The following is a 23,460-nucleotide window of genomic DNA, read 5'->3' on the forward strand; positions in this document are numbered from 1 at the left end:
ATATAATAGAGTATAGTAAAAGGTGCTTGTGACTGATCATGTTTTTCAAGAAGGCCAATCGATTTCCTTTTGCTTTTTTGGTCAATCCATCCAAGCAATTGCTGTATGATTGCATTTAAATTACGGCTTATCTTTTGACTTTGAGGAGTGATGGGATGAAGCCTCCATATAATAAAAATACATATTATATTAATGTACCATATAATCAGGAGGCTGAAAAGCTGATCCTTACCTATGGGCAGAAGAAAAAAGTCAAGGCTGGAGAGTTTTTGATCCAGGCGGGGCAGGAAGTAACTGTTATTTACTACTTGATTTCGGGTTTATTGGTCCATTTTGCTGTCAATGACCAGGGAACAGAAAAAGTTGGATACATCAACCAGCCCGGCAGCTTTACGAATGAACTGCTGTTTTTGGTCCATAATGGACATTTGCTTCCCAAACGTTTTGTCATGGCTAAAGTACCTTGTGAGATTTGTATCATCGATAAGCTGTGTTTTGAAAAACTGCGTGGATTCCCAGAATTTGAAACTGTTCTTATGCAGAGCCTGAATCAAAAATATAGGATTCTGCGGGAAGAAGTGGACAGTTTTGCTTTCAATTCAGCGCAGCAGCGGTTATTCAAACTGTTTACGGCCAGTATGGATCATCACTGCTTTGATACAAAGACGGAATGGATCCCGTTAAAGATGAGTTACACCCAGCAGGAAATGGCAGCAATCATTGGGGTACATCGGGTCAGCATAGCAAGGATTATCAATAATCTTTGTCATGGGGGTTTTATCCGCGTGATAAATCATAGAATAGAAGTGAATCGAAGCCGTTTTGAAGCAGATGAGGAATAAATCAAGACAATAGAATACGCAACGATTCAAAAAGGGAGGGGCCGCTGCAGATGCAGCATCCCCTTCCTTTTCAATATGGATATATAGCTGACTTGTAGCAAAAGCTACAAACCAACAAATGATGTTGTTGTCCAAAAATGAAAAGACTAGAATAAAACTAACATTTCAGAATCGTACGAATCAAGGAAAATGTTGGAGGTTCATGTTTTTTTGAAAAAATCATTCGGCTGTAATTTGGGAAGATGTGATTTCATGGGAGGGAGTCTAAATGATTGGGAAAAAGAAGGGCTTTCAGATTCCACATGTATTTGTGATTTTGTTTAGCATGATTTTGATTGCAACGGCTATGACTTATTTTGTTCCAGCGGGGACCTTTGTTCGGCTTAAAAATGCAGCCGGCAATACTATGGTAGATCCCAAGAGCTTTGCTTATGTAGCACAGCATCCTATCAGTTTCTTGGAAATTCCCATGTACATTGCCAAATCATTGGTTTCCAGTTCAACGATTATTTGGATGCTAGTAACGGGTACTGGAGCTGCTGAAGTTGCTTTGGCAACAGGGGCCTTCGACGTAGGCATCAAGATCATGATCAACAAATTTAAAAATCAACAGATGCTGCTGCTGATTGGGACCATTATTCTGTTTGGTATTTATGGCATGCGGCAAAATCCGGTAGGGATGGTCGGGTTTGTACCCATCTTGATTCTTTTCTGCCGATTGTGCGGTTTTGATGCCATGGTTGCAGTGTCCATCATTGTGGCGGCGGCTGGCTGTTGTCAAAGCATTGGACCAGTGGCTCCCGCGACCACGATGGTAGCCCAAAGTATTGCAGAACTGCCCATCTTTTCCGGCATTGGATACCGTCTTCTTGTTTGTGCGGCTTTTTTGTTCGTTACCGGTGTCTATATCGTTCGATATGCGAAAAAAGTACAGGCCCATCCGGAATTGAGCTTAGTACGGGATATGGAGGATGACTGGAAGAAAAATCATAAGGAAGAAGCTGATATCGCCGAAGTGCCTCGGATGACGGGTTACCAAAAAATGGTTGTCGTCGCATTCATTTCATTAACGGCATTGCAGGTTTATGGCGGGATATTCTGGCAATGGAAAAATGTGGAAACGTCTGCCCAATTCATCCTGATGGCTGTCATTTGCGGTCTTGTCGGTCATTTATCACCCAGTCAGATTGCCAGATCTTTCAGTAAAGGTGCTGAAAAAATGATGGTTGCAGGCCTGATGATCGGGATTGCTACTTCTATTGCCAAAATCCTTGCCGATGGGAAGATTATAGATACTATTGTCCTTTCCATTGCAAGTGTCCTTTCTTATGCACCCAATTTTTTACAAGGACCCATCATGTTTGTTGCTAATGTACTGATCAATATTTTCATCCCGTCAGGATCAGGGCAGGCAGCTACCGTCATGCCTTTATTTATTCCGGTGGCAGATATTATCGGGATGACTCGTCAGACATGTGTGTTGGCTTTTAATTGCGGAGATGGTCTCGGTAATTATTTCCTTCCCCAGTCCTCTGCATTGATGGCCAATTTGATGGTTGCCGGCATCAGCTACAGTACATGGATGAAATTCTTTGGCAAATTGTTTGGCCTTTGGTTCCTTCTGGCCTGTATTGCATGCTCTCTGGCACAGGTCTTTCATTATGGACCGTTTTAATGATTTTTTCTAAATATACATTCTTTTAAGGGATGAAGGAGATCGATTGCATGAAAACTGCGATAAGGATGGAAGCCGATAAAATTGTTGGCGAACTAAAAGAAAAGAATATGCTGGAAACCATTGAAAAATTCAATCAGCTGTATCGATATACTGGTTCTTCAGCAGGGGAAGAAGCCGCCGCTTATTTGAAAGAAAAGCTGGATGCATATGGTATTGAAAATAAGATGTATGAATATGAGGCATTCCTCGGTATTCCTGTTGAAACAGAAGTAGCCGTCGTTTCACCAGAGCCTATGGAAATCAGGGCGATTGGGGATGTGTTTTCAGGATCCTGCAATCATTTGGAAGGTCCGTTGTATTACGATTATTTTTGTGAATATAAAGAGCTCACTGATTTGGAACAGCAAGAGCGATTGAAAGCCTGTAAGGGTAAAATCGTCCTGACCAGAGATAAGGCGGATTTTATCAATAAGGCTTATCAGGCAGGAGCCCTGGCCATACTGCATATCAGTATGACCAAAGGTGGATATATCCATCACTCGGGAATCGGCACTGTCTGGGGAAATCCGTCGACAGCGGATTTAAATCGGCACACCTTTGCACTCGCTGCGGGGATCAGCTATGAAGATGGCGAAAAACTGATTGAAATGGTCCAAAAGGGACCAGTCATTGTCCAATTAAGCATCCATACAGATAATACCATCCGTACAAGCCACATGCCCATGGCTGTGATACGAGGCCAGTCTGAGAAATACATCTTGATTTCCTGCCATTATGATTCATGGTATGAAGGAATCACAGATAATGCGGTCAGTGATGCGATTGCTTTGGAACTGGCCAGGGTACTGCATAGCCATAGAAATGAACTGAAACGTACTATCCGTATCTGCTGGTGGTCCGGCCATTCTGATGGCCGGTATGCCGGATCAGCCTGGTTCTGCGACAGAGAATGGGCTGATTTGCAGAAAAACTGTATGGGTCATGTGAATCTTGATTTGACAGGATGCAAACTGGCAAAGCAGATCCGTGCTCGTACCACCTGTATGGAGGGAAAAGAATTTACAGGGACGCTGATCGAAGAGTTTACCGGTGTTCAGCCGGAGCAGTATATCCCGATGGTACGGGGTGCCGATCAGAGTTTTTTAGGGGTGGATGTCCCGATTTCCATTATGCTGAAGTATGAACCCAAAGACAATGAACGGGTATCGAATTGCCCCAGCGGAGGACCTTGGTGGCATACAGACCAGGATACCATTGATAAACTGGATCCGAAAATCATGATGCGGGATGCCAAACTCAATGGAATCATAGCAGTCTTATTGGCAAACAGCGCCATTTATCCAGTGAAATTGCTGCCTTTTGTAAGTGAAATGCAAAGGTTCCTAATGGAAATTCAGGAGAAAATCTCGGAAGAATTTGATTTGGACCAGGTCATGGACGAATTGGAAATCACAAAGAGACAGCTGGCTATTTTTGAAAAAGAGCTTCAAGGGAGAAGTACGGAAACAGATGGAATCATCAAGCTGGTTGCAGGTGAACTGGTACGATTAACCTATACTCGGGTGGACCGTTTCAGTCAGGATCCGGCTGTGGCTGAAAAGCCTTTTCCCGGATTGCGCGAGGCTGTAGGATTGACACGGGAGAACTGCCGTGCAGAACTTTACTTGGCTGTCGGCACTACTTTTGTACGGCAGTGCAACCGTATTGTTTATGGTCTGCAGCAAATCCAGCGAATGATTGAGCTGCAGCTGTGTGAATGGAAAAAAGGGAATGAAAAAAATCCTTCTCAGGCTGGATAGCGTAATCAGTAAGAAAAATGTGCAGCTGACGGCATAAGCAATCCGTTCTGCTGCATCGTATGAAAGACATTGCTATAGGGACGAAGATTTTACATTTGTGGGAAGGGGTGTATGGTTATTGTGAAGTATGAAGGACTTTATGAGAATTGCCAAAAGTCCCTGCAGGATTTCATAGATTTCTGGGGGAAAATGGTAAATATAGACTGCGGGTCCCGTTATGGCAGTGGGATCAACCAAGTGGTATATTTGTTGGCGGAAAAATTTCAAAAGCTGGATCCTCAGGAAATGCAGATCATACCAATGGAAAATCCGGCTGAAGGGTCTCACCTATTGGTCACTTTCAAGGGGAAAGGCAAAGGCAGGATTTTGGCAGGTGCACATTTAGATACAGTTTTTCCCAAAGGGACTGCCGCTCAACGGCCATTTCGGATTGAGGGAGATTGGGTGAAAGGGCCTGGCTGTGCCGATTGCAAAAGCGGTGTGACCATGCTGCTGTTCGCCATGAAACAGCTGCGGAAAATAAATTTCACTGATTTTGATACCATTACCTTCTTATTTAACGGGGACGAAGAAATCGGTTCTTATGACAGTCGTAAAATCTTGCAAAAGCTGGCGCCCGGATATGACTGCTTTTTATGCTGTGAATCCGGACAGGAGGGGGATGGAATCGTCCAGGCAAGGAAAGGTTCCAATCGTTTAAAACTGGAAGTACATGGGATGGCTTCTCACGCTGGCAGTGCACCTGATAAGGGGCACAGTGCCCTGATGGAAATCCTTTGCCAGATTCCTCGGATCAAAGAATTGGAAAGACCGGAAATCGGGACTACGATTAATTTCACACTGATCAATGGTGGTACAGCTGATAATATTATTCCTGATTATGTTTGTGCTGTAGCCGATGTACGTATTGCCCGTCTTGAAGAAGTTAACCGGATTAGAAATGGATTGGAAAAAATCTCTGCACAGCCCCAAACTCCAGGTACGGCGGTAAAAGCAAAGCTGCTGGACGGCACTCCGCCATTTTTCCTCAATGAGGGAACGGATAGATTGGTCTTCCTTGCCCAAAATATTTATGCTGAATTGGGAAAAAAATTAAAAGTAGTCCGTGCTGGGGGAGCTTCAGATGCAAATTGGGCAGCTTTTTCAGGGCTGATTGCTATAGATGGATTTGGTGCAGTCAAAGGCGGAAAAAACCATACCCCCCAAGAATGTGTTTCTCTGAGCAGTGTCGTTCCCCGCATGTATTTGTTGAGCAGAATGTTCATGGAGTTGGGATCGGGGATTCCTGAGAAGGGATGATAAAGATATTTAGCACAACCGAAATCGCTCCTTCCGAAGTAGATGGGCTCAGAGGAATCCCAATGAGATGGAAATAAAAAAGAAGCGCTGCCAGTAATTTTTTACGGGGCAGCGCTTCTTTTTTCACGGATTACATACTTTGCAGGGGACATACCCCTCATTGACCGCTTCTTCTTGGGAGTCAATCTCTACGAAATTGCCGATGCTTGATGGTCTGGCAGTCATCCTGGTGGAATTTCATGGTGCGGGGATTGCCCAGATAGGCAAAGACCGGCAGAGCCAGCAGCAGAGTGAAAAGCAGGGTCAGGAATAGGATGGAAAACCTTTTCATAGACCAACTATATAAAGTCAAGCCAATTTTAAAATAAATTTCAGTTGCTATGGATCTTGGCAAAAGGGCGCACCTACCCAAGCCCCCTCTTGTGGGCTTAAAAAATCAAGCTAAATAAGGGCAGCCACTAATACCAAGCCGGTAAATCAATCGGATCAGTTTCTTGGCTACATGGGACAAAGCGACTTTGTAAGGTTTGTGTTCTGACAGTTTCTTTTCAAGGTATTCTTTGAATTTCGGTACGTTCTGTGCAACCAGGCGGGCGGCAAGGTACAGTGTCTTTCGCAGATAGGGGGATCCTCTTTTTTCCATCTTGTTATGCTTCGAATGGTAGTTTCCAGAGTCATGTTTGGAAGGTGACATCCCTGCGTAAGCCAGGAGCTTGTCGACATCCGGAAAACGCTTGAAATCACCAACTTCGCCCAGAATGCTGGCACAAAGGGTATAACCGATCCCTGGTATGTCAATAATCGAAGATTCTTCCTGGTCCACCATTTCCTTAAGCTTCTCATCGATTTCAGCGATATGCTGCTTCAACACTTCAATATCCGTAATGGTATGGACGAGTTCCATAGAAGCCGAAAGTGAGACTTTACCGATAGAACGGCATGCTGCCTGGTGGATTTCCAAAGCCTTGCTTTTGTCAAATCTCCCCTGGGAGGCATCACTTAACAGGTGCGTCAGCCGCTTCATGCTGCAATGAGCAATCTGTTCATGGCCAGGATAGGCTTTTAGAAGCGCATAGATTGAAGCAAGATGGATGGAAGATGTCAGCCCTTCCAGCTCTGGGAATAAAATCGTAACCAGACGGGAAACTGATATCTTTAGCTTGGAACACTTCTGCATGGTTTGAGATCTGTAACGAGAGAGTGATTTCATTTCCTCGTTATGGTACAATGAAGAAGAGTAGGTTTGGGATCCTTTCCCTGACACAATCATCTGTGCAATAGCGCAGGCATCGACTTTATCAGTCTTGGTTTTACGCAGGCTGAATCCTTGCTTGTATCTATTCGTGAGAAGCGGATTGAAAGTGAGCAGTGGAAGGTCATGTTCTGAGATGAAATGGGCGAGATTCGAGGAATAGTGACCGGTTGCTTCCAATCCTACTCTTATTTTATCTTTTGGAATGCCCAGTTCAGAAATCTTGGAAAGGAGCATGTCAAAGCCTTCCCGTGAATTGGGAAATGTAAAAGATTCAACTGTTTTCAATGCATCCGAGTCAATGATACAGCAGTCATGTTTCCGCTTTGCAACGTCAATTCCGATACAAAGCATAAAAATCAACCTCCTTTTTTTGAATTGGCAGCTGTGCATCAAAGCCACAGAGACTTCATCATAATGTATCCTCGCTAGATATGAACCGTCGAGCGGTATCCAACTCATTAACAAATTGAATGAAGTCTGTGGTCGGACTCTACGAAAACCGTCAAGCGGTAGGGGTTCGCAACCGATCCACAGCTCCATTCTAATCGTACCGTAATTCACTATAAAAGAGAATATCTGGTACAACTCTATTATACGAGGAGGTCAGCCTCATTCTCCCACATTGGGCAGCGGTCCGCCGCTGTTCCGTCTCTGCCACTGGTAGCCCAGGAACAGGATGACGATGCCGATCAGGTCGGTCATGCTGCCGGGGATGATCAGGCAGAGCCCGCCGATGAAGAAGGCTATCCGCTGGAGGACGTTCAGGGGATGCTGGCAGAAGCCGATCATGGCCAGGGACAGGCCCCACATGCCGATGATGGCGGTCACCATGGCCATCAGGATGGTGGGGGCGGTGGCGTTGATCATCAGCAGCTGGGGTGCCAATACGAAGATATAGGGCACCACGAAGGCGGCAATGGCCAATTTTGCTGCGGTGACCCCGGTCTTCATGGGGTTGGCGCCGGCAATCCCGGCCCCTGCGTAGGCTGCCAGGGCCACAGGAGGCGTCACGTCAGCCACGATCCCGAAGTAGAAGGCAAACATATGGGCGGCCAGCACGGGTACATGCATCTGGACCAGGGCCGGAGCGGCAATGGTGGAAGTGATGACATAGTTGGCGGTGGTGGGTACGCCCATGCCCAGGATCAGGGAGGTGATCATGGTGAAGAACATGGCCGGGAGCATCTTCCCGCCTGCCAGATCCAGCAGGGCGGTGGCCAGTTTCAGGCCCACGCCGGTCTTGGTCACCACACCGATGATGATGCCGGCAGAGGCGCAGGCAATCAATACGCCTAGGACGGACTGGGCACCCACGATCAGGCCTTCTACAAACTGTTTGAAGGTAATGCGGGTGTTCTTCCGCAGGCAGGCGCAAACGATGGTCAGGCCGATGGCGTACAGGGCGGCCCGCATGGGGGTGTACCCGGTGACCAGCAGATAGACGATGACGATCAGGGGAAGGGCCAGGTGCCCTTTTTCTCTCAGCAGAGGGCCGAACTTGGGCAGTTCTTCCCGGGGAGTCCCTTTTAGACCGTATTTCTTGGCTTCATAATGGACGCTGAGCCAGATGCCGGTATAGTACAGCAGGGCCGGGATCACCGCAGCCTTGACCACTTCGATGTAGGGGACGCCTACGAATTCCGCCATCAGGAAGGCGGCGGCGCCCATGACCGGCGGCATCAGCTGGCCTCCCGTGGAGGCGGCGGCTTCTACGGCACCGGCAAAGGAAGGACGGTAGCCCAGTTTCTTCATCATGGGGATGGTGAAGGAACCGGTGCCGGCCACGTTGGCCACAGAGGAGCCGGATACGGTGCCCATGAGGCCGGAGGAGAGCACGGCCACTTTGGCGGGACCGCCCACGGCCCAACCGGCCAATGCGTTGGCAAAGTCGATGAAGAACTTGCCCAGGCCGGTGGCATCCAGATAAGCTCCGAACAGGATGAACAGGAAGATGAAGGTGGAGGAGACCCCCATGGGGACCCCGAAGATCCCTTCGGTGGTGAAATACAGATGGCTCACCAGTTCGTCAAAGGAGACCCCTCTGTGGGCCAGGATCCCAGGCATATAGGGACCTAGGAAGGCATAGGCCAGGAAGACCAGGGCCACGGTGAGCATGGGCCAGCCCACGGTGCGCCGGGTGGCTTCAAAGACCAAAAGGACCCCGATGACGCCGATGGCGATATCCGTAGGGGTGTTCATCCCGGCCCGGGTGACCAGTTCTTTGTAGTTGACCACCAGATACATGGTGGCTACGACGGAAAGGACGGCCAGGATTGCATCCAGGGGATTCATCTTTTCCCGGGACCAGGATTTCCGAGCCGGATAGAGCAGGAAAATCAGCACCAGGCCGAAGCACAGGTGGATGGTCCGCTGGAGATGGGCGTCCAATACGCCGAAGATGGCGGTGTACAGCTGGAAGCCGGAAAAAAGGATACAGACGGTGCAGATGATGTAATGCCAGATTCCCACAGGATCCCGTTTGTCCGATTCTTTGTCGAATTTCTGCATGACTTCTTCCGCAGACATGCCGGCATCCGGGGCTTTTTTCTTTTCTTCAGTCATACAATCACATCCTTCCATGGGTAGAAATCTGTGACAGCCAGAACTCATAGCGTTTCATGGCTGTTACGCTGACTTTGGTTCCTTGTCCGTAGAGGGTACAGAGATCATAGGTCCTGCCTTTGCAGTACAGGACGGGCATGGCCTGGATGGCGGTCCGGAAAGTGACCGAAGGATAGGGGCGGTCGAGGATCATCTCGAACTTGCCCTTTTCCTTCAAGGGAAGGAACTGGCCTTCGGAAGCATCGTAGGGGAGGCCCACACCGAAGGATTCGTAGATGGTGTGGGTCATGGTCATGGCGTGGGGTCCCTCCACCCGGAAATATTCGTCGCAGGGTGTCTGCTGGACGGAATGTTTATAATGATAACGCCACACGTCTCCGGGGCGTACAGGGACCGCCAGGGCCTGACCTGTTTCCGGCAGGATGGCCAGCACCAGCTGGCTGGCATACCCATAGGATCCGGCCAAGAGCAGGAACAGCAGCAGGAACAGGAGTTTCAGCCGATTTTTAAAAAAAGACCGAACCCCACGGGAGGGTGGCGTTCGGTCTATCCGATTGTTCATGGCAATCACGCAGGCTTTTTATTTTTCATTGAAGAACTTTTCAGCCCCGCCATTGAGAGGGATGGACATCCCGTCTTTCCCGGATTCCTTGGTGATGGCCTTGGCCACGTTGTGGGCTGCTTTCATCCGGTCCAGGTTGCCGTACAGGGCTTTCACTACATCGTAGCCCAGGTCGTTGCTGAATTTGTCGGTGACTACCAGCATGCACTTCACGGCGACAGCTTCCACATCGGAATCGACCTTATTATAGGTCTTTGCGGGGATCTTGATCTTGGTGTAGTACGGATACTTCTTGATCAGTTGATCCGCCATGGCGGCATCCACAGGGAGCAGCACCACATCATGCTGGGTAGCCAGGTCCTGGATGGCAGCGGTGGGGAACCCGGCGGTTACGAACGCCACGTCCACGTTGCCGTCTTTCAAAGCGGAAGCCGCTTCCCCGAAGGACAGGTACTGGACCTTGATGTCATCGTAGGTGATCCCGGCAGCTTCCAGGATCTGGCGGGCGTTAGCTTCGGTACCGGAACCGGCGGCCCCTACGGCCACCCGTTTGCCTTTCACATCGGCCAGGGTCTTGACGCCGGTCTTGGCGGTGGTTACGATCTGGATGGTTTCAGGATACAGGGTTGCCAGGGCTTTCAGGTTCTTGACTTCTTTGCCCTTGAACATTTCCAGGCCCTTGACGGCATAATAGGAAATGTCGTTCTGGACGAAGGCGATATCCACTTTGCCTTCCTTCAGCAGGTTGACGTTGGCCACGGAGGCACCGGTGGACTGGGCAGAGGCGTTGGCCCCTTTCACGTTCTTGTTCAGGATGTCAGCCAGGGCACCGCCCAAGGGATAGTAGGTACCGGAGGTACCGCCGGTGGCGATATTGATGAATTTCTTCTCACCGCCGCCGCTCTTCTTGTCTCCGCCACCGCCGCCGCAGCCGGCGAACAGGGAGACTGCTGTGGCCATTGCCAACACCGCAAGTACGAGTCTTTTTGCTTTCATAGCTCTCTCCTCCATTTTGAACAGATTTTGAACAGGACTACAAAAGGAAATTAGGCCAGATGATCGACAACCCCTGCCTATTTCATTGTACAATTAAAGTATATCCTCAGTGTAACATTTTGTCAAGGCGAGAACGTGAAGGTATAACGTTACAAAGTTTACAATTTACAAAAGTAAATACTGTATACAATATTCAAAACAAACTATCTTTTTACGGATGGCCTCTATCATCGGAATTGCGCCTGGAAAAGCCAGGGGCAAAGTGCCTTTTTTGCATATCGAATCCTGTTCCCATCAACCGTAACCTATGGTACAATAAACTATACGACAACAACCGGGAGGACGGATAAGCGCATGCGTGGATATACAAAAGTGACCATCACCCGCAAAGGGGAGAAAATGGCCCGGGGCGGGCATCCCTGGGTGTTCGGGGACGAAGTGCTGGACATTGCAGGCCCTGTGGAAAACGGGGACCTGGTGGATGTGGTCAGCGAGAAAAAGGGCAAGTACATCGGCACCGGCTTCTACAATGACCATTCCAAGATCCGGGTGCGGCTCCTATCCCGGAACGCCAATGACAAGTTCGACGAAGCCTTCTTCGAACGGCGGCTCCAGTATGCCCTGGACTACCGGAAGACCGTGATGCCGGGAGAAGATTTCAAGGCCTGCCGGCTGATCTTCGGGGAAGCAGATGGGTTCCCGGGGCTCACCGTGGACCGGTTCAATGATGTACTGGTGGCCCAGGTCCTTTCTCTGGGCATGGAACAGCGGAAAGAGCTGCTCTTCACCCTGCTCCTGAAGCTGCTCCGGGATATGGGGGAAGAGGTGAAGGGCATCTACGAACGGAACGATGTGAAGATCCGGGAGCTGGAGGGCCTGACGGAAGGCCAGGGCATCGCGGATATCTCCGGCAGCACCCTGACGGAAGGGGATTTGATGCCCATCATCACGGAAAACGGGCTCAAGTACCGGGTGGACGTGGTGGATGGCCAGAAGACCGGGTTCTTCCTGGACCAGAAATACAACCGGCTGGCGGTGTCCCGGATCTGTGCCGGGAAACACGTGCTGGACTGCTTCACCCACACCGGCCCCTTTGCCCTCAATGCGGCCAAGGGAGGTGCTGCCAGCGTGACGGCGGTGGATATTTCCGGAGAAGCCCTGAAACGGGCCCGGGAGAATTTTGCCCTCAATGGATTTGGAGAGAAGATCCAGACCGTAGAGGCCAATGTGTTCGAATATCTCACGGAGCTGGAGGAAAAGAAGCAGCATCCCTTCGATTTCATCATCCTGGATCCCCCGGCCTTCACCAAGAGCAGCCATACGGTGAAAAGCGCTTTCCGGGGTTATAAGGAGATCAACTTGAAGGCCATGAAGCTGCTGCCCCGGGGAGGCTACCTGGCCACCTGCAGCTGCAGCCATTTCATGAAAAGCGAGCTGTTTGTGGAGATGCTCCACGAGGCGGCCCGGGATGCAGCGGTATCCCTGCGCCAGGTAGAAGCCCGGCAGCAGGCCCCGGATCATCCGATCCTGTATAATGTGCCGGAAACCGATTATCTGAAATTCTATATCTTCCAGGTGGTGTAAGTCCCCCGGCGGCTTCCCCTGAGAAACGAGGTGTCCCATGTTCAAAAAAATCAGCCTGATGCTGGCGTTCTGCTCCTTGGTGGGCGTGGGTGCCCTGCCGGTCTTTTCCGGTACGGCCCATGCTGCCTCTACGGAAGAACGGTTCCAGCAGTCCAAGATCATCATGATGACCACCCGCAACGGTGTGCCTTTTTATGCGGAACCGGGGAAGGACAGCCTGACCCTGGGCTTCTATCCCAAAGGGACGATCTTCGTGCCCATCAACCAGACACGGAATGCAGTGGAAAACAAGGTCTACAATCTATGCATCCGCTTTGACGGCGCCGTGGGATGGCTTTCGTCGGACGACGTGGCTTTGACGCGGAAGTAGGAAGCGGGGGAACGCTGACCGGAAGGGACAGCCTTTCCCACCATAAAGGCCCCGGGGAGGACGGGGACCGATGAGGGGAGCGTTCAGCATGGATGAAGAGAAAGAGAACCATTCTGTAGAAGAAAAACAGGAAGAACTGGAAGAACGGGTGGAGAATGAGCTGATTTCCGCCCTGAACCGGAAGGATAAAGAGGCCGTCCTGAAGCTGGTGGAAGATTCCCACCCCATCGACTTGGCCTATGCCCTGGAAGAAGCCAGCGACAGCGACATCGTGTTCCTGGCTGCCATCCTGCCGGACCAGCAGATGGCCGAAATCATCGAACAGGCCGATGATGAGCTCCAGGTCCGGATCATGAAGCTGTTCGATCTGAACAAGATCATCCGGATCTTCCAGCACATGTCCAAAGACGATATCGTAGATATCCTGGGGGATATGCCTGCCAACCGGCGGAAGGAACTGGTCCGGCTGATGAAGACCAGCGACCAGGAAGTGATCCGGAACCTGTTGGGCTATGGGGAAAGCACGGCCGGCGGGATCATGACCACCGAATACATTTCCATGCGCAGTACGCTCACCGTGAGCCAGGCCCTGGAAAAGGTGAAGGAAATCGCGCCCAAGACAGAAGAGATCAATATCCTTTATGTGCTCAATGAAAAGAAGCAGCTAGTGGGGACCGTGTCCCTCCGAGAACTGCTGGTGGCCAAGAATTATGACACCCTGGACGATATCATGGAAGACAACGTGATCTCCGTGGAACCGGAAGCGGACCAGGAAGACGTTGCCCGTCTGGTATCCAAATACGACCTCCATGCCATCCCTGTGGTGAACAAGCGGAAGGGCATGCTGGGAATCATCACCGTAGACGATATCATCGATGTCATCGAAGAAGAGAACACCGAAGATATGCTGAAAATGGGCGGTGTCAGCAAGGAAGAGGACGTGGACAGCACGGTGCTGGAAAGCGTGAAGCTCCGGCTTCCCTGGCTCTTGATCAACTTGGTGACGGCGTTCCTGGCTTCCTCAGTGGTCTCTATGTTCGAAGATACCATCAGCCAGGTCGTGGCCTTGGCTGCTGCCATGCCCATCGTGGCCGGCATGGGGGGCAATGCGGGGACCCAGACCCTGGCCGTGGTGGTCCGGGGCATCGCTTTGGGAGATATCAAGCTCCACGGCAACGGGATCCGGATCCTCCGAGGCATCGCCGTGGGCTTCATCGACGGCCTGGTGAATGGGGTGATCGCTGGGGCCGTGATCGCGTGGATGAACCACAACTTGGCCCTGGGTCTCATCATCTTGGTGGCCATGATCTGCAACCTGATGATCGCGGCCCTGGTGGGCTTCCTGGTGCCGGTAATCCTGAAAGCCCTGAACTACGACCCAGCTGTGGCCTCCAGCATCTTCATCACCACCTTTACCGATGTGTGCGGGTTCTTCATCTTCCTGGGGCTGGCTAAGGTATTTCTGCCATATTTGTTACAATAATGGACCTATAAAAAAGTTTTTCTTAAAAAAAGAAAATTTCCTTGACAAGATGCCCTTATCCTCGTAAGATAAGGGCATGCTTTTCAAGGAAAGGCAAATGAACTCCATAAACAAATCTGATGATGGGAAAGAGTACTTTCTGGATGCGTGCCTCCAGAGAGCCGGTGGATGGTGTGAACCGGCGGCCTGGCCGAAAGGAAAATCCTCCCGGAAGAGACGGGCTGAAGCAAAATTAAGTCCGGACGGCTGTTCCCCGTTAGTGGAAACGCGTATGTTGGTACGTTGCAGAGTGCTCTCAGGCTGCAAGGCTTGGGGGAAAATGGGTGGTATCGCGGAGCTGGCTCCGTCCCTTTTGGGGACGGGGCTTTTTTGTTTCCGGAAAAAGAAAGGATGAGGAAAATGGATTTGAAGAAAGTATGCGGATTGATCGGCAAGTATTTCGGCGTCATCGCTGTGGTGTTCCTGGGTATCGGGCTCTTCGCGCCCCACGCCTTTGCCTGGGTGCTGGGGAAGGCCTACGGGGTCTCCATCCTCAGCGTGATGCTGGGGATCATCATGTTCGGCATGGGGATGACCACCAGCCTCCACGATTTTGCCCTGGTGCTGAAGCAGCCGAAGAACATCTTCTTTGGGGTCTGTGCCCAGTATTTCGTCATGCCAGGCCTGGCCTTCCTGCTGTCCAAGGCCTTCCATCTGGATCCTGCCCTGACGGTGGGAGTGGTGCTGGTGGGCACCTGCCCGGGAGGAACTTCCTCCAACGTGATCACCTTCATGAGCCATGGGGATGTGCCCTTCTCCGTGACCATGACCAGCTGCTCCACAGTGCTGAGCCCCATCATGACCCCTCTCTTGACTTACCTGCTGGTGGGCAAGCAGATCTCTTTTGATCCGGTGGGGATGTTCGTCTCCATCCTCCAGATCGTGTTCGTGCCCATCGGGGTGGGCCTGGCAGTGAAGAACTTCTTCCCCAAGTTCGCGAAAGAAGCTGTGGATTACCTGCCCGCCGTTTCCAGCCTGGTGATCAGCTTCCTGATCGCCGGGATCATCGGGGCCAGCCGGAACGCCATCTTGAACAGTGCCGGTCTGATCCTCCTGGTGGTGATGCTCCACAATGTGCTTGGCTACCTGCTGGGCTTTGCCATCGGGAAACTCACCGGCATGAGCTGGAAACAGATGGTGGCCCTGTCCATCGAAGTGGGGATGCAGAATTCCGGTCTGGCCACCGGCCTGGCCAAGGCCCATTTCGCCTCCATGCCTATGGCCGGTGTCCCGGGAGCCATCTTCAGCGCCTGGCACAACATCTCCGGCGCCGTCCTGGCCTATCTGTACACCAATTACCTGAATGAACGGTTCGATTCCCAGTACGAAGAAGAAGGGGAACTGAAGCCGGTGCCGGTGAGGGTGAAATAAAGGGGGTGAAAAAATTTCACCCCCGCGGCCAAAGGGGCTGGGAAGAAATGGCTTTTCCATTTCTTTCCAGCCCCTTCTTTTATTCTTCCTCTTCAATCTCCTTCGGTACCATATCTTCTGTCTTCAGGGTCCCCAGCTTGGCCCGTTTGGCATATTCGGCGGTGGCGGTGAAGAGGACGTCGCTGCTGCTGTTGAGAGCCGTTTCACAGGCGTCTTCGATGATGCTGATGATGAACCCCACGCCCACCACCTGCATGGCGATGTCATTGCTGATCCCGAAGGAAGCACAGGCTACGGGGATCAGCAGCAGGGAACCGCCGGCCACTCCGGAAGCCCCGCAGGCCCCCACGGTGGAAACGATGCACAGGAGCAGGGCCGTAGGCAGGTCCACCGATACCCCCAGGGTATGGGCGGCGGCCAGGCTCAGCACAGAAATGGTGATGGAAGCCCCGGCCATGTTGATGGTGGCCCCCAGAGGAATGGAGATGGTGTAGGTATCCGGGTTCAACCCCAGCCGTTTGCACAGATCCAGGTTCACCGGGATGTTGGCGGCGGAACTGCGGGTGAAGAAAGCATAGATGCCGCTTTCTTTCAAGGTGGCCCAGACCAGGGGATAGGGGTTCTTATGGACATTCAGGTACACGATGGCCGGATTCATCACCAAAGCCACCAGGAAGTAGGAACCCAGCAGCACTCCCAGCAGGCTGAAATAGGAAATCAGGGCGGAAAGGCCGCTGGCGCTGATGGACTGGGTCACCAGGCCCATGATCCCCAAGGGAGCGAAGTGGATCACCCAGGTGACCACTTTGGTGATGCCGGCGGACAGGTCTTCCAGTACATGCTTGGTCTCCGGGCTGGCGGCTTTGTGGAGGGCCAGGCCGATGATCACTGCCCAGGCCAGGATGCCGATGTAGTTGGCGGTGAGGATGGCGTTCAGAGGATTGTCCACGATGTTCAGCACCAGGTTGTGGACCACTTCCGCAATGCCACTGGGAGGATTCACCTTGGCGTTGCCCAGTTGGAGCATCAGGGTCTGGGGGAAGAGGAAGGACAGGGTCACTCCCACGATGGACGCGGCGAAAGTGCCGATCACATAGAGGGTGATGATGGGTTTCATCTGGGTATCGCCCCCTTCTTTCCGCTGGACCATGGCATTCATCACCAGGATGAACACCAGGAGCGGGGCCACTCCCTTCAGGGCTTTGACGAACAGATCCCCGAAGATGCTCACTACCGGCACGGCACCGGGCAGGAATACGGCAAGCAGGATGCCGATCACCAGGCCTACGGCAATCTGGTTGATCAAAGGGATTTTACGGATGGTACGGATCAGAGAGTTCATAAAAGACTTCCTTTCTAAAGCAGAAAATAGCAGGAACCAAGATCAAATCAACGGCTTTAAGTATATAGAATTCACGGAAAAAACACAAGTGTTTTTTCGGGATGCACTTTTCCCGGAAGGCTTGAAGAAAAACACCATTCATAGTATATTTATAAGAAGTGCACCAGATTTTTCCAATCTGTAACAATCGTAGAAGGCGAGGTATCACTATGTCAAAAATCATTCTGACCGGGGACCGCCCCACGGGACATCTCCATGTAGGCCATTTTGTGGGTTCTCTCCAGGAACGGGTCCTGCTCCAGGACAGCGGGAAGTTCGATGAACTGTATTTCATGATCGCCGATGCCCAGGCGCTGACGGACAATGCGGAAAATCCGGAAAAAGTCCGGCAGAACGTGCTCCAGGTGGCCCTGGATTATCTGGGAGTGGGCATCGATCCCCAGAAATCCATCATCTTCATCCAGAGCCTGATCCCGGAACTGTTTGAATTGACTACCTATTATATGGACCTGGTCACCGTGGCCCGGGTACAGCGGAATCCCACCGTCAAGGCGGAAATCCAGCAGAAGAACTTTGAAGCCAGCGTGCCTCTGGGCTTTTTCTGCTATCCAGTGAGCCAGGCTGCAGATATCACCGCCTTCCATGCCACCCATGTGCCGGTGGGGGAAGACCAGAAACCCATGCTGGAACAGTGCCGGGAAATCGTCCATAAGTTCAACAGCGTCTATGGGGAAACCCTGACGGAACCGGATATCGTGCTGCCTTCCAACAAAGCTTGCCTGCGTCTGCCCGGGCTGGACGGGAAAGCCAAGATGTCCAAATCCCTGGGCAACTGCATCTACCTGTCCGACGATGCGGATACCATCAAGAAGAAAGTCATGAGCATGTACACCGACCCCACCCACATCCAGGTCAGCGACCCGGGCCATGTGGAAGGGAACCCGGTATTCACCTATCTGGATGCTTTCAGCCGGCCAGAACATTTCGCCGCCTTCCTGCCGGAATATGCCAATCTGGATGAACTGAAGGCCCACTACCAGCGGGGCGGCCTGGGCGATATGAAGATCAAACGCTTCCTGAACGAAGTGCTCCAGTCCGTATTGAAGCCCATCCGGGAACGCCGGGAATATTGGGAAGCCCGGAAGCCGGAAGTGGTGGAGATCTTGAAGGCAGGCACCGCTCGGGCCGAAGCCAAAGCGGCCCAGACCCTTGCAGAAGTCCGCGCCGCCATGAAGATCAACTACTTTGAAAACGACAACCTGCTGAAATAAAGGGAGTGATTCCTTGGGCAAGACTTCCACGAAGGATATGACCCAGGGCGGCATCTTCGGCCATCTGTTCTGGTTTGCCCTGCCCCTCCTTTTCGGGAATCTGTTCCAGCAGCTGTACAATGCAGTGGATTCGGTGGTGGTGGGGAATTTCGTAGGGTCCGCGGCCCTGGGCGGGGTGACTTCCGTCATGCCCTGCATCAATACCCTGGTGGGCTTCTTCATGGGGCTGAGCACCGGGGCCAGCGTGGTGATCGCCCAGTATTTCGGGGCGAAATTGGGACCGGAACTGCGCCGGGCGGTCCACACCTCTCTGGTGGGGACCTTCCTCCTTTCCCTGGTATTCATGGCCTTGGGCTGGGCCATCACCCCTTTCCTGGTGAAGAGCATGCAGACGGCGCCTACGGTGGCACCTCATTCCATCACCTACTTGCGGATCTACTTCGCCGGCATCACCGGCCTGATGATCTACAACATGGGGTCCGCCATCCTGCGGGCGGTGGGGGATTCCAAACGGCCACTGTATTTCTTGGCCCTGACCTCCTGCCTGAACGTGGCCCTGGACCTGTATTTCGTCATCGGGCTCCGCTGGGGAGTGGCGGGAGTGGCCTATGCCACCATCCTGAGCCAGTTCGTTTCGGCAGTGCTGGTGCTGGTGGTCCTTTTCCGCAGCCGGGAAATCTATTCCCTCACCTGGCGGGAAATGCGCCTGGACCGGACCATGCTGAAACGGATCGTAAATGTGGGGCTGCCGGCGGGGATCCAGATGGCCCTGACGGCCTTTTCCAATATTTTCGTCCAGTCCTATGTGAATGCCTTCGGGGCGGATTATACTGCCGGGTGGGGCATTTACATCCGGATGGATATGTTCGTGATCATGCCCATGCAGAGCATCGCCCTGGCCATCACCACCTTCACCGGCCAGAATGTCGGGGCTGGGAAGGCAGAACGGATCCACAAAGGCATCCGGGTGGCCATGACCATGGCATTTGCGGCTACCACCTGCCTGGTGATCCCAGAATTCTTCCTGGCCCCCCATATCGTGCGGCTGTTCAACCAGGAACCGGGGGTGGTGGAAAAAGGCGTGCTCTTCATCCGCTGCGTGTGCCTGTTCGATATCTTTGCCTGCATGAACCAGATCCTGGCCGGGATGCTCCGGGGTATCGGGGATGCCCGGGCCCCCATGGTGATCATGCTCTTTTCCTTTGTGCTGTTCCGGCAGCTGTATCTGTTGGTGGTGAGCCATCTGACCCCCAGCATCATCCCCATCGCCCTGGGCTATCCCATGGGCTGGATGATGTGCAACCTGCTCCAGTGGATCTATTACCACAAGAGCGGATGGGAGAAACGGATCGTGAAGCTGGAAAGCGCCTGAGAGAAAAACAGAGCGCTGGATGGATTTATTCCTGAAGGAGGAATGTTCGATGAACCGCAGATGGACCGGACTGCTGCTGGCTGGGGTGACGGCTTTGGGCCTCTTCACCGGCTGCGGCAGCGAAAAGAAAGGGGCGCCGGCAGCCCAAGAGAAGGCACTGGCTGCGGCCCAAGCCAAAGGGCCCCTGACCCTGGAATATACCTATAATAAAAAAGAAGGCATGGCCTCCAACCAGATGGCCGCTTGGATCGATGATAAGGATGGGAAACTGGTCCGGACCCTGTTCGCCACCCGGTTTACTGCCCAGGGAGGGTACAAGACCCGGGAACAGTCCCTGCCCCAGTGGGTGAAAAAATCCGGCCTGGCCCAACTGGACAAAGCCAAAGTGGATGCCCTGACGAAAGCCACCCCCCAATCTGGCAAAGTGACCGCAGCTTGGGACGGCAAAGATGACAGCGCCAAGACAGCACCCGACGGCACCTACAGACTGGTGGTGGAAGACACCCTGTACTGGGACAGCGATGCCCTGTGGACCGGCACTTTCCAGAAAGGCGGCAAAGAACAGACCCTGGACATGAAAGAAAGCCTCACCAAAGAACCAGAAAAGAAAGAGAACAAAGACCTGATCACCGGGGTAAAGGCGGTGTATCGGCCGGAAAACAAGTGAAGAGTGAAGAGTGAAGAGCGGGGTCGCCCGGCCCCCTTATGAAAAGACGTCAGACACGGCCCTGGGAGGCCTTGAGATGTCAGACGTCAGCTTTGTTTGGCATAGCACAGCAAGTCCAATCTGCTTATCGCAAACAACCCTGATGTCTGATTTCCGAAGGGCCCATCAAGGGTCGTCTGACGTCTTTTTTTTGTCCATAAATTCACCCACCTTTTCTGTTATACTGGGGACAGGAGAAATGAGGTGGAAAAGATGCTGATTTACAGTGACAGGCAAAGGGAATCCCGTAAAATATACCATCGCCAGCAATGTTCCTTTGGCAGACGCATCCAGAAAGATCATGCAGAGTATCTTTACACAGAAGAGGAAGCTTTGGCACAGGGATACCGACCCTGCAAACGGTGTCACCCGTACCAAAGTGTGAACGCTCTTTATGAAAAAGACAAAAATCATGTGGATGGACTGTGTCATTCTTTTGGGTTCCAATGTCACATACAGGGCGATGATCTGCTGATTTCCAATCCTCTGGAAGTATGGCTGATTACCTTTTCATCTCGTTTGCGAAAAATTTTGATTTATCATGAAAGCTGTAAACGCTTCTGTACTGTTGTGCAGGGGGAGGAACTGATCCGTGGGTTCCATCTCCAGCCCTGGGAATTCCATTCCATTGCGGATACCCTGTTTCGCATCCATCGCCATTTGCAGAATTATACAACTGGTTCTGGAGTTCCTGTATACAAAAAGAACGCTGCCCAGCGTCTGCTGAAGGAAGGCCCGCAGAAAAATGACAGGTATCGGAAAAAGAACCGCAAAAATCATCAGAAAAAACTGGCAAAACAGGCTGGTCTGCATCAGGAAACAAAACATGTATTGTATTTGCTCCAGCAATTGAAACGGGGAGAGGAACGCTCTCCACAGGAGTAGATGTCGATCCAAAAGCGAAATGTGTGTCCTCAAGTTAGGTTGAGTGATGTTGGAAGGATAAGTATCTCTTAAAAGGAAATCCATATTCTTTTTGATTGGATACCTGCCCAAAAGATAGAATCATGGAGAAAAAATAGACGTTTCCGTGTATAATGAATTTATATAGTACGAATAAACAAAAAATGAAGGTGAGGAAGAGTTAATGGGGACGGTTTCAAGCGCTTTTTTAACAACCTTGTTATATGCAGATTATGTGGGATTGGTATTGGGACTTCTTTTTTGCTTAAAATGGTTTATTAAGATTAGAAAAGATGGCATTTCTATAGAACAAGTTGAGGCCATACTTCAAAAGTATTCTAAAGATACCATGAAAGAAAATTATGGAAATCTCATGGAAGATATGGAAAAAGCTCCGTACGGTCATATTTGGCAAAAATTCAAGAGGTCTTTATTTGCAAGCCGTTCCGAAGGAGTGTTGATGACGCAAGATCCAGAGATGTTTTATAACAATCAAACAGTTCTTACAGAAATTCCTCTGCAGACTTTTAAAGCCATGCCTGGCATTTTTACAGGTCTAGGATTATTAGGAACTTTTGTGGGAATTACACAGGGTATTAGTGGAATTGAATTTGGAAATATTGACGCCATGAAAAATGGGATTGAAGTTCTGTTAAGTGGAACTAAAAATGCTTTTATGACTTCTGTCTTTGGATTGCTTTTTGCTCTTGTCTATAATATTGCAGATAATCGTATTTACCGTCCTTACACCAAAAAGTTGGATGCCCTGATCGATCAGCTCAATACCCTTTTCCCTTCCAAGAGTCTGGAAGAATTCCTGTCCAATCAGGCGGAAGAACAGACGGATGCCATGCGGGAACTGAATGGGGAACTGGTGGGCCGTCTGGAAGACATGTTTGTAAAGCTCAGCCAGAGTATCGATGTGGCGCTGAAAAATAATCTGACGGAATCCTTTACCAACAGTCTGGAACCGGTATTCCAGGATTTGAACCAATCCATTGACAAACTGGGTTCCAGCGCCGGGGATACCCTGTCCAAATCCATTGAACAGGGGGCCGGGGACCAGATCCAGGGCCTGGCCGTGACCCTTCAGGATTTCCAGGGGAAAATGGGTAATATGATGGAAGTCTCTGAACGGCTGAATGCGGAAAATACCGCCCGGCTCCAGGGGTCTGTAGAGATGATGGTGACCAAGCTGAACGAAGCCATGGACGCCAATATCCAGAAACAGGCCACTACCAGCGATGCCAGCCAGGCGGCTATGAAGCAGTTGGTGGAAGAGATGAACACCAACCTGAAAGCAGCTCTGGATCAGATGGTGGAAGCTGGCCGGACAGCCAACCAGGCCTTGCTCCAGACTACGGAAGCCACCAAGGGAACCATCCAGGAGATTACTGACACCATGAGCCAGAGCACCCGGACCCAGAAAGAAGAAATGATCCAGGTGACGGCCAATATGAAAGATTCTGTATTGGAAGTGCTGAAACAGCTCCAGACCGATATGCAGGAACGGAACCGGACCATGGATGCCTATATGGCCGGACTGAAAGAAATGCTGGGCCACAACCGGGAAATCATGGCGTCGGCTGGAAAAACGGCAGACAAATTTGCCCAGGCCAGTACGCCCATGCAGAAAGTGGCGGATACGCTGGGCAGCCAGTTGAATCTGGTGGTCAGTGCCAGCAACCACTTCAACAGCCATGTGGACCAGAATGTCCAGAAACTGGTCCAGGCCAGCCAGAGCAGTCAGAAAGATCTGGAACTGATCCGGGATTCCATGAGCACCATGCGCAGCGCCTGGGAAAATTATCAGCAAACCTTCCAGGGAGTCAGTCGGGAAATGCGGGAAGCTACGGATATTTTGGCTCGTACTCTGGAACAGTACAATACTTCCACCAGCAAATGGCTGTCTGAAACCCTCAGCTAATATGACAAGAGCCTTAGAGATGCCATGAATTCCGTGTCCACCATCAATCAGAATCTGAGTGTGTCCATTGATGAATTGACGGACGCCATGGATAAAAAC

The 23,460-nt window shown here is 51.4% G+C and carries 19 protein-coding genes and 1 other annotated feature; of the genes, 13 read left to right on the forward strand and 6 right to left on the reverse strand.

Annotated features, from left to right (window positions below):
* The first annotated feature begins 155 nt into the window (after positions 1-155).
* From BQ2657_RS07970 to BQ2657_RS07985, 4 genes are all read left to right on the forward strand, one after another.
* Complete coding sequence (locus BQ2657_RS07970; protein WP_075580145.1) at positions 156-842, forward strand: Crp/Fnr family transcriptional regulator; 687 nt, start codon at positions 156-158, stop codon at positions 840-842.
* A gap of 268 nt (positions 843-1,110) precedes the next feature.
* Entirely contained in the window at positions 1,111-2,517 is a 1,407-nt protein-coding gene (locus BQ2657_RS07975; RefSeq protein WP_075580146.1) for a YfcC family protein, read from the forward strand.
* 50 nt (positions 2,518-2,567) lie between these two features.
* Complete coding sequence (locus tag BQ2657_RS07980) at positions 2,568-4,319, forward strand: M28 family metallopeptidase (protein ID WP_075580147.1); 1,752 nt, start codon at positions 2,568-2,570, stop codon at positions 4,317-4,319.
* 111 nt (positions 4,320-4,430) lie between these two features.
* Entirely contained in the window at positions 4,431-5,618 is a 1,188-nt protein-coding gene (locus BQ2657_RS07985) for a M20 family metallopeptidase (RefSeq protein WP_232709040.1), read from the forward strand.
* Positions 5,619-5,799: 181 nt separating this feature from the next.
* Here the strand turns inward: BQ2657_RS07985 and BQ2657_RS07990 are convergent, their stop codons facing one another.
* The 5 genes from BQ2657_RS07990 to BQ2657_RS08010 form a co-directional block, all read right to left on the reverse strand.
* Complete coding sequence (locus tag BQ2657_RS07990; RefSeq protein ID WP_198524582.1) at positions 5,800-5,949, reverse strand: hypothetical protein; 150 nt, start codon at positions 5,947-5,949, stop codon at positions 5,800-5,802.
* Between the two features lie 105 nt (positions 5,950-6,054).
* Positions 6,055-7,224 carry an IS110 family RNA-guided transposase gene (locus BQ2657_RS07995; protein WP_075580148.1) on the reverse strand — a complete coding sequence of 390 codons (1,170 nt, stop codon included), beginning with the start codon at positions 7,222-7,224 and terminating at the stop codon, positions 6,055-6,057.
* 258 nt (positions 7,225-7,482) lie between these two features.
* Positions 7,483-9,435 (reverse strand): TRAP transporter permease, encoded by a 1,953-nt coding sequence (locus BQ2657_RS08000; RefSeq protein ID WP_075580149.1) that lies wholly within the window; start codon positions 9,433-9,435, stop codon positions 7,483-7,485.
* A gap of 4 nt (positions 9,436-9,439) precedes the next feature.
* Entirely contained in the window at positions 9,440-9,997 is a 558-nt protein-coding gene (locus BQ2657_RS08005; RefSeq protein WP_075581030.1) for a DUF1850 domain-containing protein, read from the reverse strand.
* An 18-nt stretch (positions 9,998-10,015) separates the two neighbouring features.
* Complete coding sequence (locus BQ2657_RS08010; RefSeq protein ID WP_075580150.1) at positions 10,016-10,993, reverse strand: TAXI family TRAP transporter solute-binding subunit; 978 nt, start codon at positions 10,991-10,993, stop codon at positions 10,016-10,018.
* Positions 10,994-11,347: 354 nt separating this feature from the next.
* Between BQ2657_RS08010 and BQ2657_RS08015 the strand changes: the two genes are divergently transcribed.
* The 4 genes from BQ2657_RS08015 (at position 11,348) to BQ2657_RS08035 (ending at position 15,840) form a co-directional block, all read left to right on the forward strand.
* Positions 11,348-12,577 carry a class I SAM-dependent rRNA methyltransferase gene (locus BQ2657_RS08015; RefSeq protein ID WP_075580151.1) on the forward strand — a complete coding sequence of 410 codons (1,230 nt, stop codon included), beginning with the start codon at positions 11,348-11,350 and terminating at the stop codon, positions 12,575-12,577.
* A gap of 37 nt (positions 12,578-12,614) precedes the next feature.
* The gene (locus tag BQ2657_RS08020; protein WP_075580152.1) at positions 12,615-12,947 is read left to right on the forward strand and encodes a hypothetical protein; all 333 of its coding nucleotides are present in this window, start codon (positions 12,615-12,617) and stop codon (positions 12,945-12,947) included.
* 88 nt (positions 12,948-13,035) lie between these two features.
* The gene (gene mgtE / locus BQ2657_RS08025) at positions 13,036-14,430 is read left to right on the forward strand and encodes a magnesium transporter (protein WP_075581031.1); all 1,395 of its coding nucleotides are present in this window, start codon (positions 13,036-13,038) and stop codon (positions 14,428-14,430) included.
* Positions 14,431-14,540: 110 nt separating this feature from the next.
* Positions 14,541-14,784: a binding site (T-box leader), on the forward strand.
* A gap of 45 nt (positions 14,785-14,829) precedes the next feature.
* On the forward strand, positions 14,830-15,840 hold the full coding sequence (locus BQ2657_RS08035) for a bile acid:sodium symporter family protein (protein ID WP_198524539.1): 1,011 nt from the start codon (positions 14,830-14,832) through the stop codon (positions 15,838-15,840).
* Positions 15,841-15,919: 79 nt separating this feature from the next.
* Here BQ2657_RS08035 and sstT read toward each other — a convergent pair whose 3' ends face one another.
* The gene (sstT, locus tag BQ2657_RS08040; protein ID WP_075580154.1) at positions 15,920-17,182 is read right to left on the reverse strand and encodes a serine/threonine transporter SstT; all 1,263 of its coding nucleotides are present in this window, start codon (positions 17,180-17,182) and stop codon (positions 15,920-15,922) included.
* A 209-nt stretch (positions 17,183-17,391) separates the two neighbouring features.
* Here sstT and trpS point away from each other — a divergent pair, with 209 nt between their 5' ends.
* From trpS to zorA, 5 genes are all read left to right on the forward strand, one after another.
* Complete coding sequence (gene trpS, locus BQ2657_RS08045; protein WP_075580155.1) at positions 17,392-18,453, forward strand: tryptophan--tRNA ligase; 1,062 nt, start codon at positions 17,392-17,394, stop codon at positions 18,451-18,453.
* Between the two features lie 13 nt (positions 18,454-18,466).
* A complete protein-coding gene (locus tag BQ2657_RS08050; RefSeq protein ID WP_075580156.1) occupies positions 18,467-19,825 on the forward strand; it encodes an MATE family efflux transporter in 1,359 nt (452 codons plus the stop codon).
* Between the two features lie 49 nt (positions 19,826-19,874).
* A complete protein-coding gene (locus BQ2657_RS08055; RefSeq protein ID WP_187119186.1) occupies positions 19,875-20,492 on the forward strand; it encodes a DUF2271 domain-containing protein in 618 nt (205 codons plus the stop codon).
* A 252-nt stretch (positions 20,493-20,744) separates the two neighbouring features.
* Positions 20,745-21,416 carry an Ada metal-binding domain-containing protein gene (locus BQ2657_RS08060; RefSeq protein WP_232709099.1) on the forward strand — a complete coding sequence of 224 codons (672 nt, stop codon included), beginning with the start codon at positions 20,745-20,747 and terminating at the stop codon, positions 21,414-21,416.
* A 202-nt stretch (positions 21,417-21,618) separates the two neighbouring features.
* Positions 21,619-23,361 carry an anti-phage ZorAB system protein ZorA gene (gene zorA, locus BQ2657_RS08065; RefSeq protein ID WP_083236217.1) on the forward strand — a complete coding sequence of 581 codons (1,743 nt, stop codon included), beginning with the start codon at positions 21,619-21,621 and terminating at the stop codon, positions 23,359-23,361.
* The last annotated feature ends 99 nt before the right edge of the window (positions 23,362-23,460 follow it).

The organism is Acidaminococcus massiliensis (assembly GCF_900095825.1).
GTDB lineage: Bacteria > Bacillota > Negativicutes > Acidaminococcales > Acidaminococcaceae > Acidaminococcus > Acidaminococcus massiliensis.